General features: G+C 65.4%; 13 protein-coding genes. 7 read left to right on the top strand and 6 right to left on the bottom strand.

The window, feature by feature from the left end; genetic code table 11:
- The first annotated feature begins 215 nt into the window (after positions 1-215).
- The 5 genes from JQ621_RS30885 (at position 216) to JQ621_RS30865 (ending at position 4,763) form a co-directional block, all read left to right on the top strand.
- Positions 216-689 carry a Clp protease/crotonase-like domain-containing protein gene (locus tag JQ621_RS30885; protein WP_212240626.1) on the top strand — a complete coding sequence of 158 codons (474 nt, stop codon included), beginning with the start codon at positions 216-218 and terminating at the stop codon, positions 687-689.
- Between the two features lie 253 nt (positions 690-942).
- Positions 943-1,137: a hypothetical protein gene (locus JQ621_RS30880; protein WP_212240624.1), complete on the top strand. Its 195-nt coding sequence runs from the start codon at positions 943-945 to the stop codon at positions 1,135-1,137.
- 24 nt (positions 1,138-1,161) lie between these two features.
- Positions 1,162-1,752, top strand: coding sequence for an SCO family protein (locus tag JQ621_RS30875; protein WP_212240623.1), 591 nt, complete (start codon positions 1,162-1,164; stop codon positions 1,750-1,752).
- A gap of 230 nt (positions 1,753-1,982) precedes the next feature.
- Complete coding sequence (locus JQ621_RS30870) at positions 1,983-2,927, top strand: transporter substrate-binding domain-containing protein (protein ID WP_212240691.1); 945 nt, start codon at positions 1,983-1,985, stop codon at positions 2,925-2,927.
- 192 nt (positions 2,928-3,119) lie between these two features.
- On the top strand, positions 3,120-4,763 hold the full coding sequence (locus JQ621_RS30865; protein WP_212240622.1) for a lysine--tRNA ligase: 1,644 nt from the start codon (positions 3,120-3,122) through the stop codon (positions 4,761-4,763).
- Positions 4,764-4,925: 162 nt separating this feature from the next.
- On the opposite strand, the gene JQ621_RS30860 is transcribed toward JQ621_RS30865, so the two are convergent.
- Positions 4,926-5,678, bottom strand: a complete 753-nt coding sequence (locus tag JQ621_RS30860) for a carbonic anhydrase (protein ID WP_212240621.1) — start codon at positions 5,676-5,678, stop codon at positions 4,926-4,928.
- A 108-nt stretch (positions 5,679-5,786) separates the two neighbouring features.
- The gene (locus tag JQ621_RS30855; protein ID WP_212240620.1) at positions 5,787-6,440 is read right to left on the bottom strand and encodes a S24 family peptidase; all 654 of its coding nucleotides are present in this window, start codon (positions 6,438-6,440) and stop codon (positions 5,787-5,789) included.
- Between the two features lie 202 nt (positions 6,441-6,642).
- On the opposite strand from JQ621_RS30855, the gene JQ621_RS30850 reads away from it, so the two are divergent.
- Positions 6,643-6,987, top strand: a complete 345-nt coding sequence (locus JQ621_RS30850) for a DUF952 domain-containing protein (protein WP_212240619.1) — start codon at positions 6,643-6,645, stop codon at positions 6,985-6,987.
- Positions 6,984-8,081, top strand: coding sequence for a quinone-dependent dihydroorotate dehydrogenase (locus JQ621_RS30845; RefSeq protein WP_212240618.1), 1,098 nt, complete (start codon positions 6,984-6,986; stop codon positions 8,079-8,081). The genes JQ621_RS30850 and JQ621_RS30845 overlap by 4 nt, the downstream gene beginning before the upstream one ends.
- 85 nt (positions 8,082-8,166) lie before the next feature.
- Here the strand turns inward: JQ621_RS30845 and JQ621_RS30840 are convergent, their stop codons facing one another.
- The 4 genes from JQ621_RS30840 to JQ621_RS30825 all read right to left on the bottom strand — a co-directional run bounded on the left by JQ621_RS30840 (position 8,167) and on the right by JQ621_RS30825 (position 12,853).
- Positions 8,167-9,492, bottom strand: coding sequence for an MATE family efflux transporter (locus tag JQ621_RS30840; protein WP_212240616.1), 1,326 nt, complete (start codon positions 9,490-9,492; stop codon positions 8,167-8,169).
- A gap of 77 nt (positions 9,493-9,569) precedes the next feature.
- Complete coding sequence (locus JQ621_RS30835; protein WP_212240614.1) at positions 9,570-9,872, bottom strand: DUF6460 domain-containing protein; 303 nt, start codon at positions 9,870-9,872, stop codon at positions 9,570-9,572.
- 285 nt (positions 9,873-10,157) lie between these two features.
- Entirely contained in the window at positions 10,158-11,819 is a 1,662-nt protein-coding gene (locus JQ621_RS30830) for an ATP-dependent DNA ligase (protein WP_212240613.1), read from the bottom strand.
- Positions 11,816-12,853, bottom strand: a complete 1,038-nt coding sequence (locus tag JQ621_RS30825) for a ligase-associated DNA damage response exonuclease (protein ID WP_212240689.1) — start codon at positions 12,851-12,853, stop codon at positions 11,816-11,818. Before JQ621_RS30825 ends, JQ621_RS30830 begins: the two co-directional genes overlap by 4 nt.
- Positions 12,854-12,866: the final 13 nt, after the last annotated feature.

Below are 12,866 nucleotides of genomic sequence, written 5' to 3'. Positions count from 1 at the left end.
TTGGCGCAACTGAGATCAAGGGCTTGTCGCGTAAGACCTCGTTAACTTGTTCCACTTTGGGATCGAGTCGGACCTGAGTGCAGCGCGAACGCAACACTGGATTTGAATTTGTTTTGAGCGAGCCGGCCCGCCTAGACAAAACCGCTGTTACGACCGACGCTAGGGGCGCATCACCACCTGACACGCAGATTCGAATTCGACTGGGGCGGGGGCCAATGAAGTTTCTGACGGGGTTGCTTGCGGCGGTTCTGCTTCTGATCGCCGGAATGGGGACTTCTCACGCTGTGGTCCGGATCGCGGATGACCGCGGCGGCCGGATCGGGACCTACGTGGACAAGTACCAGGACCTGCGCCAGTCCGGCGACACCGTCATCATCGACGGCCTCTGCGCGTCCGCCTGCACCATCGTCCTCGGCGCCATCCCCCACGATCGCATCTGCGTCACCTCGCATGCGACGCTCGGCTTCCACGCCGCCTGGGATTTCGGCAGCAACGGCCGCGCCGTCACCAATCCCGAAGCAACCCAGATGCTCTATGCGATGTATCCCTCGCAGGTGAAGCGCTGGATCTCACAGCGCGGCGGCCTCACACCGCACATGCTGTTCCTGAAGGGCAGGCAGCTGCAGGCCATGTACAAGCCTTGCTACCTCGACGCGCAGGCCTCGGCGATCAAGCCGTCGTCGAGGTAAGCGCAGCGGCGGTCGCTTCTCAGCGTGGATCTTTCGTCATGGCCGGGCTTGTCCCGGCCATCCACGTTTTGGGACGCAAAGACGTTCGTGGATGCCCGGGCCTTCGCCGCGCCGAAGCGGCTTCGGCCGCGCAGGCGGGACAAGCCCCGGGCATGACGGAGAACTCATCACCACGTGATCTCCACCAGCCCCGTTCCGCTTGCCCGGCCGGGCGCGAGCGCCTATTTCAAAGGCAGGGGACCTGATCATTGTCATGGCTCAACCACAGCAACAGGCACATCCGCTCGAGGACAATTCGCCCAATGCCGGCCGCGCGCCATCCGTGCTGCTGTGGCTCGGCGCGGGCGTCGGTGGGCTGATGGTGATCGCTTCGCTTGCGCTCTGGTTCCACTACGGCACCCAGGTGTTCTTCGAAATGATCAGGTCAGGCTTTGCCGCCTGCTTCTGATCCGCGACAGGAAGTTTTCCGCTCATGAGCTCCACTGCCCGTCCGCTGGCGATCGCGACCGCCTTTGCCTCAAGCCTCGTCGTCGGCCTGCTGGTTCTGTTCTGGGCCATGGGCGGGGTCAGCAAGGTGGCGCAGCCGGCCGCGATCGGCGGCCCGTTCCAGCTCACCGACCAGAACGGCAAGGCCGTCACCGAGGCGAGCCTGAAGGGCAAGCCGACCCTGATTTTCTTCGGCTACACCCATTGCCCTGATGTCTGCCCGACCTCGCTGTTCGAGATGTCGGAAGTGCTGCGCGCGATGGGCAAGGACGCCGACAAGGTCAACGCCGTCTTCATCTCGGTCGATCCGGAGCGCGACACGCCAGCGACCATGAAGGACTACCTCTCGAGCTTCGATCCGCATCTCGAAGGCCTCAGCGGTGATCCTGCGGAGACCGCCAAGGTGATTACCTCCTACCGGGTCTACGCCAAGAAGGTCCCGACCAAGGACGGCGATTACACCATGGACCACACCGCGCTGATCTATCTGATGGACCGCGACGGCCGTTTCGTCGCGCCGTTCAACCTGAAGCGGACCCCGGAAGAGGCTGCGACGGAGCTGAAGCGGTATTTGTAGGTCCCGTCATGGCCGGGCTTGTCCCGGCCATCCACGCCTTGTCGCGCAGTACCAAGTTCGTGGATGCCCGGGCCTTCGCCACGCCGAAGCAGCTTCGGCCGCGCAGGCGGGACAAGCCCGGGCATGACGACCGCTGACCTTCCGCCCTTGGCCGCATTCCGCGCTCGCGTTCCCGCCCGGATGGTCTATAAGGCCCTCCGATCCCGATGATATCAGTTCTTTTCCGGCCGATGGCTCCATCGCAACAGGCGAAATCGTCCAAATCTGCCCGTGGCTTGCTGACGGGGCTGGCCGTCGCCGCGTGCCTGTTCGCAAGTGCACCGGGCGTGCGCGCCCAAGCCCCGGCCAAGCAGCCCGCCGCGCCTCAGGCCACGCCGAAAACCGCGCCCCAGGCCCCCGTTCAAGCCGCGCCCCAGGCCGTGCCCGGCTTCTGGGATCCGCGGCGGCGCCCGGAGCGGCCGGACCTGTCGCGCCTGACCGTGATCCGATTCCTGACCGAGACGGATTACCCGCCGTTCAACTACACCGGCGCCGACGGCAATCCCGCCGGCTTCAACGTCGATCTTGCCCGCTCGCTCTGCGAGGAAATCAAGGTCACCTGCACCGTGCAGATGCGCCGCTTCGAGACGCTGGTCGATGCGCTCACCTCGAACCGGGGCGATGCGGTCATCGCGTCCATGGCGGTAAGTCCGCAACTTCGTGCCCGCGTCGACTTCACCGATCCCTATTACCGCGTGCCGGCGCGCTTCGCCTCGCGCAAGGATGCGGTGATGCCGGAGATCCGGCCCGAATATCTCGAAGGCAAGAAGGTCGGCGTCATCGCGGGCTCCGCCCATGAAGCCTATCTGAAGGCGATGTTCACCGACGCCGAGCTGCACGCCTATCCCAACGACGATGCGCTTCGCGCCGCGCTTCGTAAGGGCGAGGTCGATTTCATCTTCGGCGATGCCATCTCGCTGGCGTTCTGGATCAACGGAACGGATTCCGGCGATTGCTGCGCGTTCTCCGGCGGTCCTTTCGTCGAGAGCCGCTTCTTCGGCGAAGGCATCGGCATCGCCGTGCGCAAGGGCAACGACGTGCTGCGCCAGGCCCTGAACTGGGCCCTGTTCCGCGTCTGGGAAAAGGGCCGCTACACCGATCTGTGGCTGCGGTATTTTTCGGTAAGCCCGTTCTAACCATCAACCGTCGTTCCGGGGCGCGCGGAGCGCGAACTATGGTGCGCACTTGCGCACCAGAGAATCTCGAGATTCCGGGTTCGATGCTCTGGCCCGCTTCGCGGTCCCGGCGCATCGCCCCGGAATGACGATCAAGACCACTTTTGCATTTGGCCCGGAAATCGCTATTTTCCGCGGCCCGGAGGCCCCTTGATGTCCGTTATCGATCCCAGCATGAGCCCGAGCGATCTTCGCATCCTCGCCGAACAATCCAACGCCTGGCCGTTCGAGCAGGCGAAGGCCATTGTCGCGCGGCTGAAGAAAAGCCCGAAGGACGAGGTGCTGTTCGAGACCGGTTACGGACCGTCCGGCCTGCCGCATATCGGCACGTTCGGCGAGGTCGCGCGCACCTCGATGGTGCGGCATGCCTTCCGCGTGCTGACCGAGGACAAGATCAAGACGCGCCTCTTGGCCTTCTCCGACGACATGGACGGCTTCCGCAAGGTGCCTGATAACGTGCCGAACAAGGATCTGCTGGCGCAGTATCTGGGGCGGCCGCTCACGTCGGTGCCCGACCCGTTCTCGAACGAGCATCCGTCGTTCGGCGACGCCAACAACGCGCGCCTGCGCGCGTTCCTGGATCATTTCGGCTTCGACTACGAGTTTGCGAGCTCGACGGTTTACTACAAGTCCGGCCGCTTCGACGCGACGCTGCTCAAGATGCTCGCTGCCTACGACAAGGTGATGGACATCATCCTGCCGACGCTCGGGCCGGATCGCCGCGCGACCTATTCGCCGTTCCTGCCCATCAGCAAGACCACAGGTGTCGTGCTCCAGGTGCCGATGATCCGCCGCGACGTCGCCGCCGGCACGATCACCTATGTCGATCCCGACACGAACCAGGAAGTCGAGACGCCTGTGACCGGCGGACATGTCAAATGTCAGTGGAAGGCCGACTGGGCGATGCGCTGGGTCGCGCTCGGCGTCGATTACGAGATGGCCGGCAAGGATCTGATCGACTCGGTCAAGCTCTCGGGCGCCATCGCCAGGGCGCTCGGCGCCACGCCGCCCGAAGGCTTCAACTACGAGCTCTTTCTCGACGAGAAGGGCCAGAAGATCTCGAAGTCGAAGGGCAACGGCCTCACCATCGACGAATGGCTGCGCTATGCCTCGCCGGAATCGCTGTCGCTGTTCATGTATCGCGAGCCGAAGGCGGCGAAGCGGCTGTTCTTCGATGTCATTCCGCGCCAGGTCGACGACTACCAGCAGTTCATCGACGGCTTTGCGAAGCAGGATGCCAAGCAGCAGCTCGGCAATCCGGTCTGGCACATCCACAACGGCAAGCCGCCGCAGGGCGACATGCCCGTCACGTTCCAGCTTCTCTTGACGCTGGTGTCGTCGTCGAACGCGGAGAACGCCGAGACGCTATGGGGTTTCATCGGTCGCTATCGTCCTGGCGTGAGCCCGCAGACGCATCCGAAGCTGGATGCGATGGTCGGCTACGCCATCAACTATTATCGCGACTTCGTCGCGCCAACGAAGCAGTTCCGCCAACCGACCGACGTCGAGCGCGCCGCGCTGCAGGATCTGCGCGAGGCGCTGTCGCAGCTGCCGCAGGATGCATCCGCTGAGGACATCCAGAACGTCGTCTACGAGATCGGCCGCCGCGAGCCGTTCCTCGACCAGGTCAAGAAGGGCAAGGACGGCCGCCCCGGCGTGACGCTCGACTGGTTCAACATGCTGTACCAGGTGCTGCTGGGCCAGGAGAAGGGCCCGCGCTTCGGCTCGTTCGTCGCGGTGTACGGCGTGCAGAACGCCGTCAACATGATCGACGGCGCGCTGGCGCGGAGCGCGTAAGCCCCAGCTCTCTCGCCGACGTCGTCCCGGCGAAGGCCGGGACCCATAACCACCGAGCCGGCTTTGGCGAAGGCTGGTCGTGACCAGCTGTGAGTACGACCTCTGCTGCGGCGTATGGTTCCCGGCCTTCGCCGGGACGACTCCGCTTTGCGGAGCGCGTGCTCAGCTCGATCGCAGCACGTAGCGCCGGTTGTCTTTCTGAACCGGCCGCGCGTTCATCGGATAGAGTTTTGCGAACGCCGCGACGTCGGCCGCCGCCACCTGGACCGGTGTCGTCAGCAGCAGCCATTCGACCACTTCGGAGCAGGGCGGCGTGGTCAACGAGCCGGGATAGCGGAAGTAGCTGAGCTTGTTGGGCAGCAAGGCGTGGGGATCGATGCTCTCGTCGGCCTTCACCGCGGGCCCTTCGGCCGCCGGCATGGTCTTGACGATCTTGCCGAACGCCGCGTTCGGCCTGCCTTCGGCCATCAGCACGCCGACCACGGCGAGGCCGCCGGCATCGTTGCGATGGACGAAATGCGCCTCCATCGGAAAATTCTTGCCGCCGATCTGGTGCTCGCTCGGCCGGTGGAAGTGCACCTGCAGCAGCTTGTACTTGACGTCGCCGAGCGCGAGCGTGCTGCCTTCGGCGAAGTTGAGCTGGATCGTATGCCCGTTGTTGACGATGGTATCGGCGCTCTTGCCCCAGTTCAGTTTCAGCGCGGGCAATTGCGATTTGACGGTCGCCTCGATGTCGATCGGCGATTGCTGCAGGCCGACCGCGCAAGCCTTGTTGGCCGCATCGAGATCGCCCCAATTGGCCGGCGCACCGGCACCCTCGTAGCTCCAATGCGCGCCTTCGGCGGCAAAGGCCGGCTTGCAAACCGGACAAAGCGCGAGACCCGCAAGGGCCTTCAATACGTGACGGCGATTCATCCTGTTTCCCCCTGAGACGAATTGGCGATGCGTGGGGAACCTAGGCGACGGCGTCCGTGAGTCGCAAGCTCGGATGGAGCTCGCGTTGCATCTTGTCGCGTGCCGAAATCATTGCCTTGCCCAGACGATCCGGGCCAGCCAGGCGACCTCGCTTGCCGCCATCGTCCGCCTGGGCTGCGCCGCATCGAGCGGCAGCAACTCCAGCGCCTTCGCCGTGCGGCGCTTGAGCGTCGCGAGCATCACGTCACCCGCCTTCGTCTTCACCACCACGCGATCCCCATTGCGCACCGGCGTGCCGGGTGAGACCAGAATGACATCGCCGTTGCGATAGGCCGGCATCAGCGCATCGCCCGAAATCTCCAGTGCAAAGGCGTGGTTGTCCTCGCCGCTCGGCAAGGCAATCTCGCCCCAGCCTTTGCCGGACGGAAATCCGAGTTCGTCGAACGCGCCGCTCGTGCTGGCGAGCGCCAAGGCCAGCAGCGGTACGGTGCGGCCGTCGCCGGCATCGTCGTCGATCAGCCTGGCAAAGATTTTGATCGACGATTCGGCGGCCGCCAGTGCCTTCGCAATCGATTCGGTCGAGGGCCAGCGCTCGCGGCCGTCGGAAGTGACGCGCTTGGACTTGTTGAAAGTGGTGGGGTCGAGCCCGGCGCGTTTGGCAAGGCCTGATGGCGACAGCCCGGCGCGCGCGGCCAGACGATCCAGCGCGCCCCAGATCTGGTCGTGGGTCAGCATCCTCTGCGCTTTGGCCTGTCTGACCATGGAAGGTCCAGCCCGTCGCAACTCAGGAAAACTGTCCTCAAATCAACCGGTTTTCTGTTTTTCGCGCAAGTGGCGTGGCTAAGTCTTGAGTTCGGAAGGGGTGGCCTTTACGGTCGCGCCGGGTTTTAAGACCCTTGAGAGACGAAAAACCCCAAGAGAGTCAAAGAGCTGACTCGACGAGCAAACAGGGCTCCGGCAAGCGGTGGTCAAGATCTACAAAATCTGTCCGGCCTCGGCCTGGCGCGAGGCGGAACGGCAGGGCGTGTACCGGGGCAGCGCGGATGACGCGCGTGACGGATTCATCCATTTTTCGACCGCGGCCCAGGTTCCTGAGACCCTGCGGAAGCACTATTTCGGCCAGCGCGCGCTGTTCCTGGTCGAGGTCGACGGCGAGGCGTGTGGCGCCGAACTGCGCTGGGAGCGCTCGCGCAATGACGAGCTGTTTCCGCATCTCTATGGCGAGCTCGATCTCGGCGCGGTGCTCTCGGTGACGAACCTCAACATGCGTTCCGACGGCGGCCACGACATCCCGGAGCTTGCCCCGTGATCCGCGCTTTCGATGCTTTCTCGCTGCCGGTGCTGCGCTGGCTCGATCCGGAGGATGCGCACCGGCTCGCGATCCAGGGCCTGCGCTTCCTGCCGCCGGTCAAACCGCGCACCGATGATCCGAAGCTTGCGGTGCGCGCCTTCGGGCTCAATTTTCCCAATCCGATCGGCATGGCCGCAGGCTTCGACAAGAGCGCCGAGGTGCCCGACGCGCTGCTGCGGCTCGGCTTCGGCTTCGTCGAGATCGGCTCGGTGACGCCGAAACCCCAAGCCGGAAATCCGCGGCCGCGGCTGTTTCGCCTCGAGCGCGACGAGGCCGTCATCAACCGCATGGGTTTCAACAATGACGGTGCCGACGTCGCGCTCCGCCGCCTTGCGGCGCGCGCCGCGAATGGCGGCATCGTCGGCGTCAATGTCGGCGCCAACAAGGATTCGCCGGATCGCGTCGCCGACTACGTCAAGCTGATCGAGACCTTTGCGCCGGTGGCGAGCTATTTCACCGTCAACGTCTCCTCGCCCAACACGCCGGGCCTGCGCAATCTGCAGGAGGGCGCGCTGCTCGACGATCTGCTCGGACGCGTGATCGACGCGCGCGAACGCGTCAGGCAGAAGGCCGGCGACACGCCGGTTCTGCTGAAGATCGCGCCCGATCTCAGCCTCGCTCAGCTCGACGATGTCGTGCAGGTTGCGCGCTCGCGCAAGGTCGACGGCATGATCGTGTCGAACACGACGGTCGCGCGGCCGAGCACGCTGCGGGAGCAGACGCGGTCGAAGGAGCAGGGCGGCCTGTCCGGCCGGCCGCTGTTCCGCCTGTCGACGCGCATGGTTGCGGAGACCTACGTCCGCGTCGAGGGCGCTTTCCCCCTGATCGGCGTCGGTGGTGTCGATTCCGGCGGTGCGGCGCTGACGAAAATCCGCGCCGGCGCGAGCCTGATCCAGCTTTATTCGTCGCTGGTCTACAAGGGGCTCGGCCTCGTCGACGAGATCAAGCGCGATCTCACCTCGACGATGCTGCGCACGGGCCGGGATTCGTTGTCGGAAATCGTCGGCGCGGACGCGGCCAACCTGACGGCGGAAGACTGGCCGGGGGTGTAGCCAAGTCCGCGTGGCCCGGATGGAGCGCAGCGCAATCCGGGAATCTATCCGCCCGCAGAAAGGTCCCGGCTGCGCTCCATCCAGGCTACGGCTTCGGAAACGTCGCCCTGTACAACGCCGGATAGCGCGCGCCCTGCAATCCGCCACGCGCCACATAAAACGCGATCAGCGCGCACCAGAGCCCGGCATTGCCGAACGATTGCAGCGCCCACCAGATCCCCAGGAAGATCGCCAGCGAGGCCAGCATCAGATTGCGCATCTCGCGGGCCCAGGTGGCGCCGACATAGATGCCGTCGAAGCCGAACGCGAACAAGCCGGGGATCGGCGCCAGGACGATGAACGGCAGGAACTCGCGCGCGGCGCGGCGGACGTCCTCGCTTGCGGTCATGAAGTTGATCAGGTTCTGCCCGAACAGCGCGAACAGCATCGCGACAGCCAGTGCGAAACCGAGGCCCCAGAGCAGCACCAGCCGGGTCGAATCTGCAAAGCCCTTTGCGTCGCGCGCGCCAAAGGTGCGGCCGCAGAGCTGCTGGGCGGCATTGGCGAGGCCGTCGAGGAAGAAGGCGCTGACCAGCAGGAAATTGTTGAGCACGGAATTCGCGGCGAGCGTCACGTCGCCGGCGCGCGCGCCCTTGGCGGTGAAGAACAGGAATACGGTGATCAGCGCCGCGGTGCGGATCAGGATGTCGGTGTTCACGGACAGCAGCCGCATCAGCTTGGCGCGATCGAACAGCGTGGCGCGGGGAACGGCAAAGCCGCCATGGGCATGGCGTCGGCAGACGATCACGCCGAGCCCGAAGCCGATGCCCTCCGACAACAGGGCGGCGATCGCGGCTCCCGCGATGCCGGTGTCGTAGACCAGCACCAGCAAAATCGTCGCCGCCATGTTGATGAGGTTGATGACGACCTGGAGCGCGAGCGCCGGATTGGCGCGGGCCTGTCCGACCAGCCAGCCGAGAATGACGTAGTTGGCGAACGCGAACGGCGATGACCAGATCCGGATCATGAAATAGGTCTTTGCGGCGTGCGTCACGCCCGCGCTGCCGCCCATCAGATCGAACAGCACGCCTGCGAGCGGCAGTTGCAGCAAGATCAGCGCGCCGCCGATCAGGCCGGCAACGATGAAGCCGCGCACCAGGATCACGGTCTGTTCGCGCGTCTCGCCGGCGCCGAGCGCCTGCGCGGTGAAGGCGAGCGTGCTCATGCGCAGGAAACCGAACAGCCAGAACAGGCAGTCGAAGATCACCGAGGCCATCGCGACGCCGCCGAGCAGGGCGGCATCGTCGAGCCGGCCGATCGCCGTGGTAGAGACCACGCCGATCAGCGGCGTCGTCAGGTTGGCGACCATCGCAGGTCCTGCAATGGCGAAGACCTGGCGGGAGCCGACCTTGGGATGGACCGGTGCGTGCATCAGCAGCGTCTACCCGACCATCGGGCCGAATGCACCATCGCGGCCGGCATGGCGTGCTTGCGCCGGCCGCGCATTTCTTAGCGCCGCGGCGAGCCGAAGATGCGCGACAGCAGCCAGATCGGGATCACGATGACGGCGCCGAGCAGGAAGTAGCGCCACAGCCAGTTCACGGCATCGAAGCCGAGATCCCAGATCCGCTGGAACAGCAGGCGAATGCTGATGAGGATGTTCCAGGGGTCGAAGCCGATCGCGGCCAGTACGACACCGACCAGGATCGAGAGCAGGACCAGGCGAAACGCGACCGCCAGCGGCGAGCCGCCGAGAAAGCGGTGCAGGCCATCGCTGTGGCCGGCCGGCAAATCTCTGACGTCTTGGACCATCTCAAACTCCTCAGGGGGATTGGACACCCATTATAGGTCAAGGCAGGGGACATGGGGAACCCGGAAGGGTGCGTCAATCGTGTTACGGGAGTTTAATTCGGCCGAACTCGAGCCGCGCGCTCCTTAACCTCTCCCGCGAGCTTGCGAGAGAGGTCGCGCGCAGCGCGGGTGAGGGCTCTTTCCTCTAGGGAAACTCCCGATGCGGAGACACCCTCTCCCCAACCCTCTCCGCAAACGGGCGAGGGAGCGCAGCTCCGTCTTGGCGACGATCAAGCCTCACAAGCTTCATGCCTCAATCTCCGTCGTCTCGGCCTTCAGCATCCGCTCCAGCGTCTCAAGCCGATCCGCCTCGCGCGGCGGCTTGTCCCAGCGCAGGCGGCTGATGCGGGGAAACCGCATCGCGACGCCGGATTTGTGCCGCGGCGAGCGTTGCAGGCCCTCGAAGGCGACCTCCAGCACCAGACCCTTGTCGCCCTCGTGCACGACATGGCGGACGGGGCCGAATTTTTCGGTGGTGTTGCGGCGGACGAAGCGGTCGATCTGGAGCAGTTCCTCGTCGGTGAAGCCGAAATAGGCTTTCCCCACCGGCACCAGCTCGTCGCCGCTCTCCGTCTCGGTCCAGACGCCGAAGGTGTAATCGGAATAATAGGACGAGCGCTTGCCGTGGCCGCGCTGCGCATACATCAGGACGGCATCGATGATGTGCGGATCGCGCTTCCACTTCCACCACTGGCCCTTGGGTCGTCCCGGCAGATAAGGCGCGTCGCGCCGTTTCAGCATCACGCCTTCGACGGCGTCGGCATCCTCGCCCGCGCCGGCGCTCGCCGGATCGGCGCGCGCGGCGGTGAGTTCATCCCAGCTTGCGAAGGGGACGGTGGGCGAGAGGTCGATGCGGGGATCGTCAAGTTTTTTGATGAACCTCTCCAGCCGTTCCCGCCGCTCCGCAAATGGCAGCTCGCGCAGATCGCTCTCGTCGTCGCCGAGCAGATCGTAGGCGCGCAGGTGAATCGGAAACTCCTTGACCAGCTTTGGCGAGACGACCTTGCGATTGAGCCGCTGTTGCAGAACGTTGAAGCTTTGCACGCGGCCTTCGCGCAGCACCAGCAACTCGCCGTCGATCGCGCCGGGCAGTCGCAGCGACGGAACGAGATCCGGGAAGCTGCCGGTGATGTCCTCACCGGTGCGCGAATAGAGCCGTGCGGCGATCTGCCCATGGTCGTCGCGCCCCGCCACAGCCTGCACGCGGATGCCATCCCATTTCCATTCGGCGACGTAGTCGGCAGGATCGAGGTTTTGGAAATCGCTGTCCTCGATCGCATGCGCAAGCATCACGGGGCGGAACGGCGCGGGATCGCGATTGACAGGCTTGTCGGCGCGGCCTTCCAGCCAGGCGAACAGGTCGAGATAGGGCGGCGAGAGCCCCGGCCAGATCAGCTCGACCTCGTGCGGATCCTTGTCGCCGAGCGCGGCGGCCGCGGTCTTCGCCAGCCGCGCGGAGATGCCGATGCGCATGGCGCCGGTGACGAGTTTCAGAAGCGCCCAGCGGCCGGTCTCGTCGAGCTCGTCGAGCCAGCGTTCGAGCTGCTTCGGCAGCTCGGACTTGCCGAGCGTGCGCAGCGTGGTGACGACTTCGGTGAGGGTCGGAGGCGGCGGGTTGTTGTGGGCGGCCATCGCGGCCTTCGGCCACATCAGCGCCACCGTCTCCGAGAGATCGCCGACATAGTCGTAGCTCAGCCCGAACAGCACCTCATCGGTACGCGCCGCAATGAGGTCGCGGATCAGCCCGGGCTTGGCGTGCTTGAAGCTGAGCGCGCCGGTGAGCGCGGCCAGCGCGTAGCCACGGTCGGGATCGCCGACTTCGCGGAAATAGCCTGACAGCAGCCGCAGCTTGTTGTTGCGGCCGGGCTCGTAAGCAAGGCGGTCCAGCAGTTCGGCGAAGCGGTTCATGCCTCGGCCTCGCCCTGAGCCGGCGGCTCGTGCTCGTCCTCGTCGCCATAACCGACGAGATCGAGCGGCCGCGCGCGCAGACCGCGGCTCTTGCACCAATGCACCAGCGCGTCTTCCTGGCCGTGGGTGACCCAGATCTCGCCGGCGCCGGTCGCGGCGATCGTCGCGGTGAGGCCGTCCCAATCGGCGTGGTCGGAAATCACCAGCGGCAATTCGACGCCGCCCTGCCGCGCGCGGGCACGCACGCGCATCCAACCCGAGGCGAAGGCGGTGACGGGATCGGGAAAGCGCCGGGCCCAGATATCCGACGTCGCGGACGGCGGGGCGAGCGTGATGGTGCCGGCCAGCTGAGCCCTCTTCATGCCGGCCACAGGCCTGAGCTCGCCGAGCGCGATGCCGCGGCTCCGGTAGTAGTATGTGATCTTCTCCATCGCGCCATGCAGATAGACCGGCGCGTCGTAGCCGGCCTGCCGCAGCAGTGCGATCACGCGCTGGGCCTTGCCGAGCGAATAGGCGCCGACCAGATGGGCGCGTTCCGGAAACAGCGCCACTGATGCGAGCAGCTTCCTCACCTCGTCGGCCGCATCGCCATGGCGAAACACCGGCAGGCCGAACGTGGCCTCGGTGATGAAGACATCGCAAGGCACGAGCTCGAACGGCACGCAGGTCGGGTCGGGCGCGTCCTTGTAATCGCCGGAGGCGACGATGCAAATGTCCTTGGCGGTGACCGCGATCTGTGCCGAGCCGAGCACATGGCCGGCCGGATGAAACTTGACCTTGACGTCGCCGAGCCGGATCTCCTCGCCATAACTGATCGCTTGCGTCGATCCGGCAAAATTCTCGCCATAGCGCAGGCGCATCATGTCGAGCGTTTCCTGCGTCGCCAGCACCGCGCCATGGCCGGCGCGGGCATGGTCGGAATGGCCGTGGGTGATCAAGGCCCGCTCGACCGGGCGAACGGGATCGATGTGGAAGCCGCCGGGCTTGCAGCACAGGCCGTCAGCAGTTGGCAGCAGGATGTCTTGCGGGCGCATTTCTGTCATATAG

Origin of the sequence: Bradyrhizobium manausense (assembly GCF_018129685.1) — a bacterium.
Classification (GTDB): Bacteria; Pseudomonadota; Alphaproteobacteria; order Rhizobiales; family Xanthobacteraceae; genus Bradyrhizobium; species Bradyrhizobium manausense_D.
The sequence above is the reverse complement of the archived record's forward strand: the minus strand, read 5'-3'. Positions and strand labels throughout refer to the sequence as shown.